Below are 16,542 nucleotides of genomic sequence, written 5' to 3'. Positions count from 1 at the left end.
GCCGCGGCCCTGGTCGATCATGCCAAGTGCGGGGCCGGCATGCGGCGGGAAGGGTGCCCCGGCTGCGAGAGAATCGATCCATGTACGACGATCAGGATCAGCAGGAAGCCCCGGAGTCGATTCCGGTGGGGCGGGCGACCGATCTCGGCGCGGCGTTGCTGATGCCCGACATCGACCGGCCCCGCGCGTGGTTGCTCACGTTGAACGATTCGCCGCAGTCGTACGTGGATCTCGACAAACCCGAGCACCTGGAATTCGAGTACACCCGACGGCTCGGGCATGTCGTCGACCTCGCCGCCGCGCCGGGCGAACCGCTCGCCGCGCTGCACCTGGGCGGCGGCGGACTGACCCTGCCCCGCTACATCGCGGCCACCCGGCCCGGCTCGTTGCAGACGGTCGCCGAACTCGACGGCGAACTGGTCGCCCTGGTCCTGGAACACCTGCCGCTGCCGGCCGGGGCGGCGGTGGACGTACGGACGGGCGACGCCCGCGAGGAGTTGACCGCACGCCCCGACGACTCGGCCGATCTGGTCATCGCCGACGTCTTCGGCGGCGCACAGGTACCCGCGCACCTGACCTCGCGCGAGTTCGCCGTCGAGGTGGCCCGGGTGCTGCGGCAAGGCGGGGTGTACGCGGCCAACATCGCCGACGGCGGCGACCTCGACTTCTCCCGGGCGCAAGTGGCCACCCTGCGCTCGGTGTTCCCCGAGGTGGCGCTGATGGCCGAGCCGGGTGTGCTGCGCGGCAGGCGCTTCGGCAACCTCGTCGTGGTCGCGTCCACGGCGCCGCTGCCGGTGTCCTCGCTGGCCCGGCGGACCGCGGGCGACGAGATGCCGGCCCGGGTGTTGTCCGGCATCGAGGCGCGGGTGTTCTCGCGGGACGGGGCGCCGGTCACCGACGAGACGGCCACGGCGTCGCCGGCGCCGCCCGGGGGGACGTTCCGGATCGGGTGAGGGGCCGTGAGGGGTCCGGTTCGCGGGTCGGCGCGGGAGGCGCTCAGGCCCAGAAGGCGTCCGCCGCCTCCACGCGGCGGCGACCCTGCTGTGGTGTACGGGCCGGGGCGAACTGCCGGGCAGGCCGCGGGTGTCGGCCGGCGCCTGGAGCTGGGACGGCCGCGTGCGCCGAGCCGCACGCGGATCCGTGCGCGGTCGGCGCTCCCGTCCGCCCGCGACGCCCCGCGCCCTCCCGGATCGGGTGGGCGCGGGGTGCCCGTCGGCTCAGACCTCGGCGGGCGTCTCGTTGTAGACGCCCGCGTAGTCCTGTCCCGACAACTTCTGGATCGCTTCCATGATCTCGTCGGTGATCTCCCGCCGGGCCCGGGCCACGTCGGTCCGTCCGTAGTGGCGCGAGAAGTCGAGCGGTTCGCCGAAGCGGGCGAGCGCGCGCGGGGACAGCTTGGGGATGTTCGAGCCGATCGGCTGGATTCGGTCGGTGCCGATGATCCCGACCGGGACGACCGGGCACCGCGCGGCCAGGGCCAGCCACGCGACGCCCGTCCGGCCCCGGTACAGCCGGCCGTCGCGCGAGCGGGTGCCCTCGGGGTAGATGCCGAACGCGTCGCCGCGCTCCAGTACCGAAAGGGCCGTCTCCAGCGCGGCCTTCGCCGCGCTGTGTGCACCCCGGGGCACGGGGACGGCGCCGATGCCGGTGAAGAAGGCCTTGCTGACCCGGCCCTTGAGCCCGGGGCCGTCGAAGTATTCGGCCTTGGCGAGGAACGACACCTTGCGTGGCATCACCACGGGGATCGCGACGCTGTCAACGAACGACAGGTGGTTGCTGGCGATGATGACCGGGCCGGTCATCGGTACATTCTCGCGGCCCTCGGTGCGCGGGCGGTAGATCGCCTTCGCGGTGGGCGCCACGACGCCATGCATGAACTTGTCGATCAGCACGGATCCCCCGTGGGAGTGGTGAGGTCTGAAAACACGCGCCACCCTATCGAGTCTGCGGCACCCTCACGACGCGTGTACCCACCTGTGGTGTTGACACAGGGTCGGCTGGTGGTCACGGTGCGGGTGGTGGCACTTCCCGCCGCCGTTTTTGCCCGGCGGCGAAGGCGGCGCAGCCGGCGACGCACGCGGCCGGGCCGGTGCGGGCCGATTCACACCCGACGGGCGAGCGATTCGAGCAGCAGGTCCAGGACGTCCTCGAACGGACTGCCCGACATCCCCGCCGCCAGGTGTGGACGTACCGCGCCGATGGCCGGGTAGTCGGCGGTGGGCAACATCCGGTACGTCTCCTCCCACGACCGGTCGTCGGCCTCGCGCACCTCGGGGGCGAGCGTGGCATAGGACGCCTCCAGAGCCGCGTGGGCCAGCACGGTGTCGATGAACACGTGGTAGTAGCGGGCCGCGTCGGCGGGGGAGAAGCCGGCCGAGAGCAACAGGGAGACGCCCAGCTCCACCGCCCGGAACTCGTTGTGCCGCCGGGTGACCCGCGCGGCGGCGATGGTGGCCACGCGCGGATGCCGCAGCTGGCCGTCCCGGACCCGCAGGCCCAGTTCGCGCAGTGACGCCACCCAGTCCGGGCCGGGCCGGTAGCCGGTCAACGTCTCGCCGATCAGGAAGTCGGCGATGCCCAGGAGCAGGTCGTCGGTGCTGCGGAAGTAACGGTAGACGGCGGTCGGGTCGCACCCCAGCGCGGCGCCGAGTCTGCGGACGGTCAGGGCCTCCGCGCCGTGGTGGCCGATCAGCCGTACGGCACACTCGATGATGACATCCTCGGACAAAACCACCCCGGACTTGGTGGGCCTGCGGCGCCGACGCTCGCCTATGACGCGATTTGCCCGAGATGATTGCTCCGCACTGTTCGATTGTGTTTGCTTTGCCCTGTTCGATGTATTCGTCTCGTCTGTCGGGTCCATTGCTCCTCCAGGGACGTGCCCGCCATGGGGATCCACCTTATGTCAACACCATTGACGTAATTCCGACGCAAGCTGTTTCATCGGCGTCCACCCCCCATCAGCTTTTGCCCTCCTTGGAGCGCCGATGTCAACGAACCTGCCTCGGGACGACGGCCCACCCGCGCTGCGCAAGTCGCTCGGCGTCGTCGACGGTGTCGCGGTCGCCGCGTCCAGCACGGCCGCCACCACCAGCATCGGCGTCGGCATGGGCAGCCTGGCCGCCACCGTCGGGTCGAGCACCCCGGTGATCATCCTGATCGCGTTCCTGCCCATGCTCGGTATCGCCGGCGCGTACGCCCGCCTCAACCGGGTCGAGCCCAACTGCGGCAGCGGCTATGTCTGGGTCGGCAAGTCGATCGGCCCGTGGTCCGGCTTCCTCACCGGCTGGGTCGCCCTGGCCGGGTCGGTCATCTTCCTCGCCTACACCAGCGCGATCACCGGCTCGGTGCTGCTCCAGTTCGCCAACAAGGCCGGGTGGCACGAGTTCGTCGGGCTGGCCCTGGACCCGAACTCGACCAAACTCAGCACGGTGCTGGGGCTGGTCGTACTCGTGGTGGTCACCGTGCTCGCGGTCACCGGTGTGCACCAGGCCACCCGGCTCCAGACCTTCCTGCTCGTCTTCGAGTACAGCGTGCTGCTGATCTTCTGCTGTTGGGCCATCGCGGTCGGCGAGCAGCCGTTCTCGTTCTCCTGGTTCAACCCGTTCGAGATCGACTCCGCGCCGCACTTCGCGCAGGGCCTGGTGCTCGCGGTCTTCTTCTTCTGGGGGTGGGACGCGGCCTTCAGCGTCACCGAGGAGACCAAGAACCCCGAGGACTCGGCCCGGGGCGGGCTGATCGCGCTGTTCGTGATGCTCGGCATGTTCCTGCTCGGCGCGATCGCCTTCCAGCGGGTGATGACCGTGCCCGAGATGACCGAGAACGGGCCGCAGGGCCTGACCTTCCTCGGCGCCCACCTCGCCGCCGATCCGTGGGCGAGCCTGCCCCTGCTGGCGCTGATCTTCTCCGCGGTCGCCTCGCTCCAGTCCGGGGTCATCCCGACCGCGCGCGGCATGCTGGCGATGGGCCGGGACCAGACGCTCGGCAAGGTGTGGACCCGGATCCACCCGACGTTCGGTTCGCCCGCGATCGGCACGGTGCTGATCATGGCGATCGCCGCCGGCACCGCCGTCCTGGCGATCGGCATCCCCAAGCTCAACGACATGATCCTGGCGGCGGTCAACTCGATCGGCCTGATCGTCGCCTTCTACTACGGCCTCACCGCGATCGCGTGCGCCGTGCGCTTCGGGCCGACGCTGCGCACCGATCCGCGCGAGGGGGTGCGGGCGGTGGTCATCCCCGCGCTCAGCGGCCTCGCGCTGCTCGGGGTCGGGGCGTACCTCTCCTACGACTACCTGACCATGAGCGACAGTTTCGAACTCAGCCCCGACAACGGCTGGTTCATGTTCTCGGTACCGATGGCGGTGATCCTCATCGGTCTGTGCTTCGCGGCCTACGCCAAGTACGTACGCAAATCGCCCTACTTCGAGACCGGTCGCGGCACCGACGGTGACGCGATCGAACTGCCGATGGACCGCTACAACGACGCCGCCGACTTCGACGCATTCAAGGCCAGGGGACACGCATGAGCACCACCACGATGATCACTCGCCCGGCGTCGGCCTCGGTGGCCGCCGACCTGGTCTTCACCGGTGGGCCGGTGTACGTCGTCGACGGTGCGCGCGGACGGGCGAGTTCGGTCGCCGTGCGGGACGGGCGCGTCGTCGCGGTCGGGCACGACGAGGTGCGCGAACTGATCGGGACCCGCACCGAGGTGGTGGACCTCGAGGGCCGACTGCTGATCCCCGGGTTCCAGGACGCCCACGTGCACCCCGTGGGCGCCGGCATGGAGATGGGGCAGTGCGATCTGTCCGAGTACGAGACGGCCGCCGACTACCGGCGGGTGATCCGGGAGTACGCCGAGGCCAATCCCGACGTCGAGTGGATCACCGGCGGCGGCTGGTCCATGGAGGCCTTCCCCGGCGGATTGCCGCACCGGTCGATGCTCGACGACATCGTCCCCGACCGGCCGGTGTACCTGCCCAACCGCGACCACCACGGCGCCTGGGCGAACAGCCTCGCGCTGCGCCTCGCGGGCATCACCCGCGACACCGCCGACCCGGCCGACGGGCGGATCGAGCGCGACGCGGACGGCGAGCCGACCGGCGTGCTCCAGGAGGGCGCGGCCAACCTGGTCGGCCGGCTGCTGCCGCCATCGACCGCCGAGGACCAGGTCGCCGGGCTGCTGCGGGCACAGGCGGTGCTGCACTCGCTCGGCGTCACCGCGTGGCAGGACGCGCTCCTGGGCGCGCACGCCAACATCACCGACGCCACCTCCGCGTACCTGACGGCGGTGGATCGTGGGCAACTCACCGCCCGGGTGGTCGGTTCGTTGTGGTGGGAACGCGATCGTGGGGCGGAGCAGATCGAGGACCTGCTCGCGCGGCGCGAGAGGGGCACCCGGGGCCGGCTGTCCTGCCGGACGGTGAAGATCATGCAGGACGGGGTCGCGGAGAACTTCACCGCCGCGATGCTCAGCCCGTACCTCACCTCGTGCGGCTGCGCCTCGGACAACAGCGGGATCAGCTTCATCGAACCGGAGGCGCTGCGCGGCTACGTCACGGCCCTGGACGCGCACGACTTCCAGGTGCACTTCCACGCGCTGGGCGACCGCGCGGTGCGGGAGGCGCTGGACGCGGTCGCGGCGATGCGGGCGGCGAACGGCTGGAAGGACACCCGGCCGCACCTCGCCCACCTCCAGGTGGTGCACCCGGACGACATCCCGCGCTTTCGCGCACTCGGGGCGAGCGCCAACATGCAGCCGCTGTGGGCCGCGCACGAGCCGCAGATGGACACGCTGACCATCCCGTTCCTGGGCCCGGAGCGGGCCGCGTGGCAGTACCCGTTCGGTGAACTGGCGCGCAGCGGCGCGACCTTGGCCGCGGGCAGCGACTGGCCGGTGTCCAGCCCCGATCCGCTGCACGGGATCCATGTGGCGGTGAACCGGCGCGTGCTCGGGTCGGACTCCCCGGTGTTCTTCCCGGAGCAGCGGTTGGATCTGCACGCGGCGCTGGCGGCATATACGGCGGGCAGCGCGTATGTGAACCACCTGGACGACACCGGGAGCATCGTGGTGGGCAACCACGCGGACCTGGTGGTGTTGGATCGGGATCCGTTCGCGGGGGCTGCGGGGGAGATCGGGTCGACGCGGGTGGTGGAGACGTTTGTGGGTGGAGAGCGGGTGTTCGGGGGGTAGGGCGCGGGCCTGGACGGGGGTTTGTCACTCACGTGGGTGAGGGGCGGCCCCTGCCGTCGGGTCGTCGTCCAAGAGCGCGGCGATCCGGGCCAGGGCCGGCGGGTCGGCGGTGAAGGTGACCAGCTTGTGGTCCGGGTGGTCGGCCACCTGGAGGACCACGTGTTCCAGGTCGATCCGGCCAAGGAGCGGGTGGTCGAGCCGTTTGCGGCCCGAGGACAGCGCGTTGACGTCGTGCCGGGGCCACCACCGGTCCGCCTCGGGACTGGCCGCGCGCAGCCGGGCGGTCAGCGCGGCGAAGGCCGGATCGTCGGGATGCCGGTCGGCGGCCATCCGGAAGCGGGCGAGCGCGCCGGCCGCCTCGGCGGCCCAGTCGACGAGCCGGGTGCGGGCCTCGGGCTCGGCCAGCGTCCACCACACGATGTTGCGCCGTTCGGGCGTCAGTCGCGGCCAGTCGGTCCACAACAGGCGCGCCGCGCGGTTGGCGGCGAGCACGTCGAAGCGGAGCCCGGTGAGGTAGGTCGGGTACGGGTCGAGGCGGTCGACCAGCGCGGCGACGGCGGGGGCGAGCACCTCGGCCGTGCCGTCGGCGGGTGTGCGGTGGGACGGATCGCCGTGGGCGAGGCGGATCAGGTGCGCCCGTTCGGCCGGGTCCAGGCGCAGCGCGGCGCCGAGCGCGTCCAGGACCTGGCGGGACGGGCGGAGGTCGCGACCCTGCTCCAGGAACGTGTAGTAGGTGGTCGAGATCGCGGCGAGGCCGGCGACCTCCTCGCGACGCAGCCCCCGGGTGCGGCGGCGGGTGCCGGGGGGCAGGCCGACGTCCGCCGGTTGGAGCCGGTCGCGGCGCGAGCGCAGGAAGTCGGCCAGTTCACGGGCGGGTCGGTCGGGGGCGTGGGGCATGCGGTCGGGTTCCTCGTGGGTGGGGGGTGCCCCGTGGGTGGGGCGCCTCGTGGGGCGGTGCCGGGTCCGTCGACGCGAGCCTGGTACCCGCTTTACCGGTAAGAGCGGTCTCTGGATACCAGTGTGGGGCCGATCTAGGGTCGGGACCATGGCCAAGATCAAGATGGTGCGCACGGCCGGCGCGACGATGGGCGAGGGGGCGTGGGGATGGGCGTGGAGATCGTGACGGAGTGGGTCGAGATCGAGGTACCGGGCGCGGCGGAGCCGATGTCGGGTTACCTGGCCCGGCCGGCGCAGCCCGGGGCGCATGCGAACGTGCTCGTGGGGTTCGAGATGTTCGGCGTCACCGGCTACGTGCGGGGCGTCGCCGAACGGCTGGCCCGACTCGGATTCCGGGCGCTGGTACCGGACTTCCACCACCGGGCGGGCCGCCGGATCGAGCTGCCGGCCGATGCCGAGGGGCGGGCCCGGGGGCTCGCGCTGGTCGGGGGGCTCACCCGGGACGGGGTGCGGGCCGACGTCGAGGCGGCGATCGCGGATCTGGGCCGACGGTTCGGCGCGGAGGGGGATGTGCCCACGGCGATGGTGGGGTTGAGCGCGGGCGGGCACATCGCGTACTACGCGGCGACGGAGGTGCCGTTGGCGGCGCTCGTGGCGTTTTATCCGGGATGGCTGACCACGGGCGAGATCGCGCTGGGCCGGCCGGAGCCGACGATCGACCTGACGCCGCGCATCGCGGGGCACGGGACGCCGGTGTTGGTGCTGATCGGCGAGGGCGACCACCTGTACACGGCCGAGGACCGCGCCCGGATCGTCCGCGAGTCGGCGCAGTCGAGTACGCGGCACGAGGTGGTGCTGTACCCGGACACCCCGCACGGGTTCTTCTGCGACGAGCGCGACACGTACCGACCGGAGGCGGCGGCCGACGCGTGGTCGCGGACGGTGGCACTGCTGCGGGAGACGTCGAGGCGCGGATGACCACCCTCCCGATCACACCGGTTGGATGGGGAGTTTCGGATAGTGCATTCTTTGCCGTGGCTGTGCCGATATCGACCGCGCCACGGCACCCGAAAGCCGGTGCCGCAAACCCGGTGCGGGAGCAACCGGCGCAGCGTCGAGTAAGTATGAAAAGATCGTCGCCGAACTCTGCGGGGCGCATCGTCCGATCCGCCGCACCCCGCAGTCGGCCCGCCAACCCGGGCCGGCCCGGGACCCGTCCGTCCCGATCCCGCCGCGTCGCGCCCGGCGGGATCGGGGGACGGGTTTCGGCGCTTCACGGTGTCCGGCGCGTGCGCTACGCCCTTACGCGGTCGGCGAAATCGGGTCGCGTCGATGATCACCGCGCCGGTGTTCCAACCTATGGTTGACGCGATCGAACCAGCGCCTGCATGGGGGACCGTTCATGATCGTCGAATACATCCGCTACACGATCGCCGAGGCGCGGTCCGGTGAATTCGAGGCCGCCTACGCCCGCGCGGCCGAGTCGCTGGCCGCCGCGCCGGAGTGTGTGGACTACGAGTTGAGCCGATGCGCGGAGGAGCCGTCCGCGTACATCCTGCGGATTCGCTGGACCTCGGCCGACGAGCACCTGAACGGCTTCCGCAAGGGTCCGCACTTCGCCGCCTTCTTCGCCGCGATCCGACCGTACGTGGCCGCGATCGAGGAGATGCGGCACTACGCGGTGACCGAGGTCGTCGGCCGGGGCGGGTCGACACCGACGCTGTACGAGTGGGCGGGTGGCGCGCCCGCGTTCGAGAAGCTGTTCACCACGTTCTACGAGCGAGTGACGAAGGACGAGATCCTGGCCCCGGTGTTCGCCGGCATGGACGCGCACCACGCGGAGCACGTCGCGTCGTGGCTGGCCGAGGTGTTCGGCGGCCCGGCGCGCTACAGCACCGAGTTGGGCGGGCACCGGCACATGGCCTCGAAGCACCTGGGCCGGGGGATCGGCGAGACGCAGCGGCGGCGCTGGGTGGCACTGCTCCTGGAGACGGCCGACGACGTGGAACTGCCCGCCGACCCGGAGTTCCGGGCCGTGCTGGCCTACTACCTGGAGTGGGGCACCCGGATGGCGATCATCTACTCGGGCCCCAACCCGCCGCCGCTGCCCGAAACACCCATGCCGCGCTGGGACTGGGGTCAGACGCCGCCGTATCGGGGCTGAGCACGAGCCCGGCCGGCGTATGGCCGACGGGATCGCGGGTCGGGCCCGCCGAGGGCCCGACCCGAACCCGGACGGGAGCCGACCCAACTCCGCCGCTACGCGCGTCGGATACGGTCCGCAGGCGGCTGACTGCCCATCAGATTGCCGATATAAGCGGCCAAACGGACGTATCAAGGTTCAAACCCAAAATTTGGGTAACGGTAACCACTCCCCTTGGCAAGGATTTCCGTTCCGTACCGACCGTCCCCTCGTCGCATCGGTCCTCCGCACGGCAGCATCTGCGGCGTCGATGTCACTCGTGACAGCTCCGTCACATGGAGGAACACCCACGTGAAGAGACACACTCTCGTCGCGTTCGCAGCCGCCACGACACTGGTGGGCGGGCTCCTGACCCTCGCCCCACCGGCTTTGGCGGACGACTCCCCGGCACCCTCGGCCGAGTCCGCGTCCACCCCCATCGCCTGGAAGAACTGCGGCAGCTCGAATTATCCGAAGCTGGAATGCGGTTCGTTGCAGGTCCCGATGGACCACAGCCGTCCCGACGGGCAGAAGATCACGATCGCGGTGTCGCGGATTCCGCACACCGCCGCCAAGTCGCTCGGCCCGCTCCTGGTCAACCCCGGCGGTCCCGGCGCGCCCGGCCGCGGTCTGGCCGGCTACGTCGCGAAGAACCTGCGCCCCGAGGTGGCCGCGCAGTTCGACGTGATCGGCTTCGACCCCCGCGGCGCCGGTGCGAGCGAGCCGCACCTGGACTGCGTCCCGGGCTTCAACAACCCGGTGCGTCCGAACACCGTCCCCGACGACTTCGGTGACGAATTCGCCAACATCAAGCGGGTGTACACCTTCGCCAAGGCGTGCGGTGACAAGTACGGCGACTTCCTGAAGTACATGAACACGCCGGCCCAGGCAGCGGACATGGACTCGATCCGCGCCGCGCTGGGGGCCAAGCAGATCAGCTACTTCGGCTACTCGTACGGCACCTACCTCGGCTCGGTCTACGCCAAGCTGTTCCCGAGCCGGGTCAAGCGCCTGGTGCTGGACAGCATCGTCGACCCGAGCAGGGACAGCGTCTGGTACGGCGGCCAGCTCACCCAGGACGTGGCGTTCGACGCCAACATGAAGGCGTTCTTCGCCTGGGTCGCCAAGTACGACGCGAACTACCGCCTGGGCACCGACCCGGCCCAGGTCGAGAAGGCCTGGTACTCGATGCGCGCGGCGCTGGCCAAGACCCCGGCGGAGGGTGTCGTCGGCGCCTCCGAACTCGAGGACGCGTTCGCGCAGGGCGGCTACAACGACGCCTACTGGGCCGAGTTGGCCGAGGGCTTCTCGGGCTACGCGGTCGACCACGTCACCGGTCCGCTGCGTACCGCCTACGAGGACCTGGCGGCGGCCAGTCCCGGCAACGACAACATCAACAGCGGCTACCTGGCCACCCAGTGCCGGGACGCGGCGTGGCCGAAGGACTGGGCCACCTGGCACCGGGACGCGGTCAAGACCTACGCCAAGGCGCCGTTCCTGACCTGGAACAACGTCTGGTTCAACGCGGCGTGCGCGTTCTGGCCCACCAGCAGCCTCAAGCCGGTGAACGTCGCCAACGACAAGTTGCCCAAGACGCTGCTGTTCCAGGCGACCAACGACGCCGCGACCCCGTACGAGGGTGGCGTCACCATGCACCGCCTGCTGCGCGACTCGGCCCTCGTGGTCGAGCAGGGCGGGCGCAACCACGGCATCTCGCTCAGCGGCAGCACCTGCCTGGACGACTACCTGAACGAGTACCTGATCACCGGGAAGACCCCGAAGGGCAACGGCCACGGGCCGGCCGACGCGGTCTGCCAGAAGCAGCCCGACCCGGTCCCCAACGCGGCCGAGGCCAAGCTGAAGGCGGACGCCCGGAAGGGCTCCAAGACCGCCCTGTAGGGCACCGCGCACCAAAGTTCAGCAGGACGGGCCCGTCGCCTCGGCGACGGGCCCGTCCGCCCGTTCCGCCCTGCGGGTCAGGGCAGTTGGCTCCTGTGCCGGGCCGGCCGCGGGATGTGCCGGCCCCCGTGCTGCCGTAAGGTCTGCTGCCGAGGTTCGGCGAAGGGGGACGGCGGTGCACCTGACGGGTGTCGGCAAGCGGTACGGCCTGCGCGGCCCGTGGGTGTTGCGCGCGGTGGACCTGCATCTGCCGCGCGGCGCGCTGATCCGGGTCGAGGGCGGCAACGGCGGCGGCAAGTCCACGCTCCTGCGAGTGCTGGCCGGGGTGTGCGAGCCGACCACCGGCAGCGTCACCGAACGCGGCTCGGCCGCCTACGTCCCCGAGCGATTCCCGCCCGAACTGCCGCTCACCGCCCGGCGATACCTGACCCACCTGGGCCGACTGCACGGCCTCACCGGCCGGGAGAGCCGGCGCCGCGCGGACGAGTGGGCCGAACGCCTCGGCTTCGCCGACAAGATACGCGCGCCGCTGCGCGGGTTGTCCAAGGGCACCTGCCAAAAGGTGGCGGTGGCCCAGGCGTTCCTGGCCGAACCTGACCTGCTGGTCCTGGACGAGGCGTGGACCGGGCTCGACCAGCCCTCGCGCGACGTCCTGGACGGCTGCGTGGTCGAACGCATCGAGGCGGGCGCCACCGTGGTCTTCGTCGACCACGACCCCCGGCGGCTCGCCGACCAGGTGTACGAGACCTATCGGGTCGAGGCGGGCGCGGTCGTCGCGGCGATCCCCGAGGCCCGGGCGATCCGGGTGCTGATCGACATCGACACCGGGCCGAGCCCCGAACTGGACCGACTCCCGGGCGATCCCGTCCGCGAGCAGAGCAGGCCCGGCGTGGTGCGCCTGCACAGCAGCACCGCGCACTCCGACGCGCTGCTGCGGCATCTGCTCACCGCCGTGCCCGGGATCAGCGTCCGGGCGGTCCATCGGGAAGGAGACGGCGCGTGACCTCCGCCGTGGTGCGCTATCAGGCGGCGCTGCTGCTGCTCTCGTATCGATGGGTGCCGCCGGTCCTGCTCTACGCCGCGGTGATGGGTATCGGGGTGGCGGGCGGCGATCCGCTGCTGTCCTCGTTCGCATGGGCGGCGGCCGCGATCATGCCGGCCGCGGTGTGGCTGACGCGTGTGGCCGTCACGGTCGAGCCCGCGGCGGCCCGGCACACCGCCTCGGCGGCGGTCGGGCCCGGGCGCGCACACCTGGCCGGGCTGCTCGTCGCGTTGACCCTGACCTGCCTGCTCGCCGCGATCTGCACCGGCGCGCTCGCCGCCGGCACGGACCACGTCGCCCATCACGCCACGCACGGCGTCGGTCGCGGCGAGGCGCTCGCCGCCGGCGCGATGGCCCAGTTCGTCACCATCCTCGCCGGCGTCGCGATCGGCGCGCTGACGAACCGACCGGTGTTGCGCCGAGCCGCGTACGCCGTCCCCCTCGCGGCGCTGCTCACCCTCGCCGCCCTGGTCACCCCCGGCAGCCCGGCGGCCCGAGTGCTGAAGGTGCTCACCGACGCCGCCACGAACGACGAAATCACCCTCCCCACCACCCAACTGGCCGTCACCGCAGGCGTATTCGTCGTCGCCATCGCCCTGACCTGCCGCATCGCCGCCCGGGTGGAACACGACTGACGGGGCGTCAGCGGCGGCGTTTACCCGCGTCGTCCCCGCTCAGGAGGCTCCCAGCCACGTGGCCAGGTAGGGCGGGATGTCCTGGTCGGCGCGGTCGGGGCGGATGGGCCCCCGGGTGGTGGTGAGGGGGACCACGCCCGCGTAGTAGGGGAGGTCGAGGTCGTCGGGGTCCTCGGCCAGGCCGTGGTCGCGGACCTTCGCGGCCACCTGCTCCAGGTCCAGGCGCAACACCGTGGTCTGCGCGTTCTCCTTCGGGCTCGGCGCGCGTACGTCGTCGGCGCGGCCCGGCACCAGGTGGTCGATGATCACCCGGTAGGCGTGCAGCTGTTCGTCGGTGTCGGTGACGTGCACGAGCGGGCCGTGCGCGATCACGCAGCGGTAGTCCACCGAGTGGTGCATCGCCGAACGGGAGAGCACCACCGAGTCGACGTGGGTGACCGAGATCGCCACCGGCACACCCTCGGCGCCGCTCGCCCGCGCCGCGAGGGCGAGTTGCCCGCCGCTGGAGGTGTGCAGGTACAGGCGCTCCCCGTCGCGTCCGAACGCGAGCGGGATCAGTTGAGGCCGGCCGCCGACGGTGAACGAGACGTGTGCCATGAAGCCGGCGTCCAGGATCGCGTGCACCACGTCGACGTCGTAGCGCATGCGGTCGCGGTGACGCTTCGGGGCGGTGGCGGCGGTGACGGGGTACTCGGCCATCACGAAGATCCTTTGTACTAGTTCAAAATGCTCTTTGGAGTAGTACGATAAAGCCGGACCTGGGGAGGCTGTCAACGGCATAACCTCCTCCCGGAATGTGCCCAGGACGCAGGAGAAGCATGGCCACCACCGGTCGAACCGCCGCCGACATCGCCGCATCCGTCGAGCGCGACCTGCACGCGCGCGAGATCGCCCCCGGCGACGCGCTGCCGCCCGTGCGCACGCTCGCGGCCGAACTCGGCGTGAACGCCAACACCGTCGCCGCCGCCTACCGCACCCTGCGCGAACGCGGCATCGTGGAGACCCACGGCCGAGCCGGCACCCGCATCCGGGCCCGCCCGGCCACCACCCAGCGCAACACCCTGGGCCCGAACGTGCCGCCCGGCGCACGCGACCTGTCCACCGGCGAGCCCGACCCCGCGCTGCTGCCCTCGCCGGCCTTCCCCGAGCCGAGCCACTGGCGACCCCTGTACGTGCACGGCGCGCTGTACCGGCCGTTCGAGGACGCCGCCCGCACCGTGCTCGACGCGGTGGGCGTGCCGACCGACCACCTGGCCGCCACCTCCGGAGCGCTCGACGGCATGGAGCGCTTGCTCACCGCACACCTGCGCCCCGGCGACCTGGTCGCGGTCGAGGACCCGAGCTGGGGCAACCTGCTCGACCTGCTCGGCGCGCTCAACCTCACCCCCCGTCCGATCCCCGTCGACGACCAGGGGCCCGACCCCGCCGCGACCGAGGACGCGCTGCGCGCCGGCGCCCGCGCATTCGTCGTGACCGCCCGCGCGCACAACCCCACAGGCGCCTCGGTGTCCGCCGAACGCGCCGCCGCGCTGCGCCCGATCCTGGCCGCGCACCCGCGGGTCGTGCTCCTGGAGGACGACCACGGCAACGACATCTCCGGCCGCGACCTGCACACCCTCGCCGGCATCACCACCCACTGGGCGCACATCCGCTCGGCCTCCAAGGCGTACGGGCCCGACCTGCGCTGCGCCATGGTGGCCGGCGACGCGATCACCATCGACCGGGTCCTCGGCCGGCAGCGGCTCGGCCCCGGCTGGATCAGCCACGCGCTCCAGCACGCGGTCGCCCACGCGTGGACCTCCGCCGAGGTCGCCGCACACATCCGCGTGGCCCGGGAGGCGTACCGGGTGCGCCGGACCGGGCTGATCGAGGCGCTGCGTGAGCGGGGCGTGCGGGCGGTGGGCGACACCGGTTTCAACGTGTGGATCGAGGTCCGGGACGAGACCGCCGCCGTCGCCGGCCTGCTCGCCCGGGGGTGGGTCGTGGCCCCCGGCGCGCGCTACCGGATCACCTCGCCGCCCGGCCTGCGGATCACCGTGGCCACGCTCACCGCCGAGGAGACCGGCCCGCTGGCCGACGCGGTCGCCGAGGCGGTACACACGGGGGCGGCCCGCCCGGGGCGGTGAACGGGGGAGCGGCCGACCCGGGCCGGCGGACGGGGAGCCGGCGCGGCGAGGCGCCGGGGGTGCGGCGGCCGGTCGCCGCGGGGCTACGCGGCACAATGTCCGTGATGGGAGGTGGGGCAAACCGAACCGTGACGTCGGGGGCTGTCACCCTCGCATCCGCGTCCCCGTGCCGGAGAGCATGGGCACACTCCACCGTCACGTCCGCAGCACTTCGAGGATGCCGATGCCCACCTTCCTGAAGGCCCCGTTCACCCGACGAACATGGGCCGAGTTCGGCTACGCCATCCTCACCTTCCCGCTCGCGGTGTTCGGATTCGGCGTCGCCTTCGTGCTCGCCGCGTTCGGGATCGCCCTGACCGTCACCCTGATCGGCCTGCCCCTCCTCGCCCTGCTCGTGATGGGCGCCCGCGCGTGGGGCGGCGTGCACCGCGGCCTGGCCCGGGCCATGCTCGGGGTCCAGGTACCGCCGCTGAGACCCTTCCGACGCCGGCCGGGACCGCTCGGGCTGCTCGGATCCGCGCTCGGCAACGCCGAGGGGTGGCGGGCGGTCGCGTACACCATGCTCAAGCTCCCACTGGGCCTGCTCATCGTGATGGTCACCGGCATGTTCTGGGGCAACGGCCTGGTCCTGCTGGTCTACCCGGTGCTCATGGCCGCCTTCGACCCGCACGTCACCGACTCCGACGGCGTCGTGCACCACTCGGGGATCCAGATCAACGACCTGTACTTCGACACCCTGCCGCTGCAACTGGTCGTGTCCGTGGTGGGCGCGCTGATCCTGCTGCTCGCGCCGTGGGCGGTCCGAGGCGTCGTAACCCTCGACCGCCTGCTCATCCCCGCCCTGCTCGGACCCAGCAAGTCCGCCCAGCGCATGGCCGACCTGGAGGAGACCCGCGCGATCGCCGTCGACGACTCGGCCGCCACGCTGCGCCGGATCGAGCGGGACCTGCACGACGGCGCACAGGCACGACTCGTGGCGCTCGCGATGAACCTGAGCCTGGCCCGGGAGAAGCTCGACGCCGAGGACACCGAGCGCCCGATGGACGTGGACCGCGCCCGCACCCTCGTGGACAGCGCGCTCGGCAACGCCCGGGAGGCGATCGTGGAACTGCGCGACCTCGCCCGGGGGATCCACCCGCCGGTGCTCGACCAGGGCCTGGACGCCGCGCTGGCCACCCTGGCGGCGTGCAGCGCGGTGCCGGTGGAGGTGCGCACCGACATCCCGGTCCGGCCGCCCGCCACGATCGAGACCATCGCGTACTTCTGCGCCGCCGAGCTGCTCACCAACGTCGCGCACCATTCGGGCGCGACCGCCGCGATCGTCGACGTGAGCGTGTGCGAGGGCCTGCTGCGGTTGTCGGTCACCGACAACGGGCGCGGCGGCGCGCACGGGGGCAAGGGCAGCGGCCTCACCGGACTGGTCGAGCGGGCCCGCACGGTGGACGGCGTACTGCGCATCGACAGCCCCGTCGGCGGGCCGACCCAGGTGACGGTGGACCTGCCGATCCGCGGCTGAGCCGGTCGCCGGGCCGCCGGCCGGGGGGCCGGCCCGGCCATGGGACGAT

14 protein-coding genes are annotated in these 16,542 nt (G+C 72.0%); 10 read left to right on the top strand and 4 right to left on the bottom strand.

Annotated features, from left to right (window positions below; genetic code table 11):
• The first annotated feature begins 80 nt into the window (after positions 1 to 80).
• On the top strand, positions 81 to 953 hold the full coding sequence (locus tag ACH4XV_RS16845; protein WP_395790448.1) for a spermidine synthase: 873 nt from the start codon (positions 81 to 83) through the stop codon (positions 951 to 953).
• 264 nt (positions 954 to 1,217) lie between these two features.
• Here ACH4XV_RS16845 and ACH4XV_RS16840 read toward each other — a convergent pair whose 3' ends face one another.
• Together ACH4XV_RS16840 and ACH4XV_RS16835 are read right to left on the bottom strand one after the other, a co-directional pair.
• On the bottom strand, positions 1,218 to 1,892 hold the full coding sequence (locus tag ACH4XV_RS16840) for a lysophospholipid acyltransferase family protein (protein WP_380033985.1): 675 nt from the start codon (positions 1,890 to 1,892) through the stop codon (positions 1,218 to 1,220).
• A gap of 209 nt (positions 1,893 to 2,101) precedes the next feature.
• Positions 2,102 to 2,734: a TetR/AcrR family transcriptional regulator gene (locus tag ACH4XV_RS16835; protein ID WP_380001533.1), complete on the bottom strand. Its 633-nt coding sequence runs from the start codon at positions 2,732 to 2,734 to the stop codon at positions 2,102 to 2,104.
• Positions 2,735 to 2,987: 253 nt separating this feature from the next.
• Here ACH4XV_RS16835 and ACH4XV_RS16830 point away from each other — a divergent pair, with 253 nt between their 5' ends.
• Together ACH4XV_RS16830 and ACH4XV_RS16825 are read left to right on the top strand one after the other, a co-directional pair.
• Complete coding sequence (locus tag ACH4XV_RS16830) at positions 2,988 to 4,529, top strand: APC family permease (RefSeq protein WP_395790446.1); 1,542 nt, start codon at positions 2,988 to 2,990, stop codon at positions 4,527 to 4,529.
• The gene (locus ACH4XV_RS16825) at positions 4,526 to 6,196 is read left to right on the top strand and encodes an amidohydrolase (protein WP_395790444.1); all 1,671 of its coding nucleotides are present in this window, start codon (positions 4,526 to 4,528) and stop codon (positions 6,194 to 6,196) included. The genes ACH4XV_RS16830 and ACH4XV_RS16825 overlap by 4 nt, the downstream gene beginning before the upstream one ends.
• A gap of 24 nt (positions 6,197 to 6,220) precedes the next feature.
• Here the strand turns inward: ACH4XV_RS16825 and ACH4XV_RS16820 are convergent, their stop codons facing one another.
• Positions 6,221 to 7,093 (bottom strand): helix-turn-helix transcriptional regulator, encoded by an 873-nt coding sequence (locus tag ACH4XV_RS16820; RefSeq protein ID WP_395790442.1) that lies wholly within the window; start codon positions 7,091 to 7,093, stop codon positions 6,221 to 6,223.
• A 207-nt stretch (positions 7,094 to 7,300) separates the two neighbouring features.
• Between ACH4XV_RS16820 and ACH4XV_RS16815 the strand changes: the two genes are divergently transcribed.
• From ACH4XV_RS16815 to ACH4XV_RS16795, 5 genes are all read left to right on the top strand, one after another.
• The gene (locus tag ACH4XV_RS16815; protein ID WP_395790440.1) at positions 7,301 to 8,071 is read left to right on the top strand and encodes a dienelactone hydrolase family protein; all 771 of its coding nucleotides are present in this window, start codon (positions 7,301 to 7,303) and stop codon (positions 8,069 to 8,071) included.
• A 424-nt stretch (positions 8,072 to 8,495) separates the two neighbouring features.
• Positions 8,496 to 9,257 (top strand): group II truncated hemoglobin, encoded by a 762-nt coding sequence (locus tag ACH4XV_RS16810; protein WP_395790438.1) that lies wholly within the window; start codon positions 8,496 to 8,498, stop codon positions 9,255 to 9,257.
• 522 nt (positions 9,258 to 9,779) lie between these two features.
• Positions 9,780 to 11,174 (top strand): alpha/beta hydrolase, encoded by a 1,395-nt coding sequence (locus ACH4XV_RS16805; RefSeq protein WP_395791095.1) that lies wholly within the window; start codon positions 9,780 to 9,782, stop codon positions 11,172 to 11,174.
• Between the two features lie 175 nt (positions 11,175 to 11,349).
• The gene (locus ACH4XV_RS16800; protein WP_395790436.1) at positions 11,350 to 12,177 is read left to right on the top strand and encodes an ATP-binding cassette domain-containing protein; all 828 of its coding nucleotides are present in this window, start codon (positions 11,350 to 11,352) and stop codon (positions 12,175 to 12,177) included.
• Positions 12,174 to 12,851, top strand: coding sequence for an ABC transporter (locus ACH4XV_RS16795; RefSeq protein ID WP_395790434.1), 678 nt, complete (start codon positions 12,174 to 12,176; stop codon positions 12,849 to 12,851). The genes ACH4XV_RS16800 and ACH4XV_RS16795 overlap by 4 nt, the downstream gene beginning before the upstream one ends.
• Before the next feature lie 39 nt (positions 12,852 to 12,890).
• Here ACH4XV_RS16795 and ACH4XV_RS16790 read toward each other — a convergent pair whose 3' ends face one another.
• The gene (locus ACH4XV_RS16790; RefSeq protein ID WP_395790432.1) at positions 12,891 to 13,550 is read right to left on the bottom strand and encodes a pyridoxamine 5'-phosphate oxidase family protein; all 660 of its coding nucleotides are present in this window, start codon (positions 13,548 to 13,550) and stop codon (positions 12,891 to 12,893) included.
• A gap of 119 nt (positions 13,551 to 13,669) precedes the next feature.
• On the opposite strand from ACH4XV_RS16790, the gene ACH4XV_RS16785 reads away from it, so the two are divergent.
• Entirely contained in the window at positions 13,670 to 14,977 is a 1,308-nt protein-coding gene (locus tag ACH4XV_RS16785) for an aminotransferase class I/II-fold pyridoxal phosphate-dependent enzyme (RefSeq protein WP_395790430.1), read from the top strand.
• 223 nt (positions 14,978 to 15,200) lie between these two features.
• Positions 15,201 to 16,493 carry a sensor histidine kinase gene (locus ACH4XV_RS16780; RefSeq protein WP_395790428.1) on the top strand — a complete coding sequence of 431 codons (1,293 nt, stop codon included), beginning with the start codon at positions 15,201 to 15,203 and terminating at the stop codon, positions 16,491 to 16,493.
• Positions 16,494 to 16,542: the final 49 nt, after the last annotated feature.

The sequence above is a fragment of the Embleya sp. NPDC020630 genome (genome assembly GCF_044334985.1).
GTDB lineage: Bacteria > Actinomycetota > Actinomycetes > Streptomycetales > Streptomycetaceae > Embleya.
This window is presented reverse-complemented; position numbering and strand designations above follow the sequence as displayed.

Coding starts and splice junctions, on each gene's coding strand:
- ACH4XV_RS16805 (WP_395791095.1), top strand. CDS start 9,780: ATGGACCACAGCCGTCCCGACGGGCAGAAGATCACGATCGCGGTGTCG.
- ACH4XV_RS16790 (WP_395790432.1), bottom strand. CDS start 13,550: ATGGCCGAGTACCCCGTCACCGCCGCCACCGCCCCGAAGCGTCACCGC.
- ACH4XV_RS16785 (WP_395790430.1), top strand. CDS start 13,670: ATGGCCACCACCGGTCGAACCGCCGCCGACATCGCCGCATCCGTCGAG.
- ACH4XV_RS16780 (WP_395790428.1), top strand. CDS start 15,201: ATGCCCACCTTCCTGAAGGCCCCGTTCACCCGACGAACATGGGCCGAG.
- ACH4XV_RS16845 (WP_395790448.1), top strand. CDS start 81: ATGTACGACGATCAGGATCAGCAGGAAGCCCCGGAGTCGATTCCGGTG.
- ACH4XV_RS16830 (WP_395790446.1), top strand. CDS start 2,988: ATGTCAACGAACCTGCCTCGGGACGACGGCCCACCCGCGCTGCGCAAG.
- ACH4XV_RS16815 (WP_395790440.1), top strand. CDS start 7,301: ATGGGCGTGGAGATCGTGACGGAGTGGGTCGAGATCGAGGTACCGGGC.
- ACH4XV_RS16825 (WP_395790444.1), top strand. CDS start 4,526: ATGAGCACCACCACGATGATCACTCGCCCGGCGTCGGCCTCGGTGGCC.
- ACH4XV_RS16810 (WP_395790438.1), top strand. CDS start 8,496: ATGATCGTCGAATACATCCGCTACACGATCGCCGAGGCGCGGTCCGGT.
- ACH4XV_RS16820 (WP_395790442.1), bottom strand. CDS start 7,093: ATGCCCCACGCCCCCGACCGACCCGCCCGTGAACTGGCCGACTTCCTG.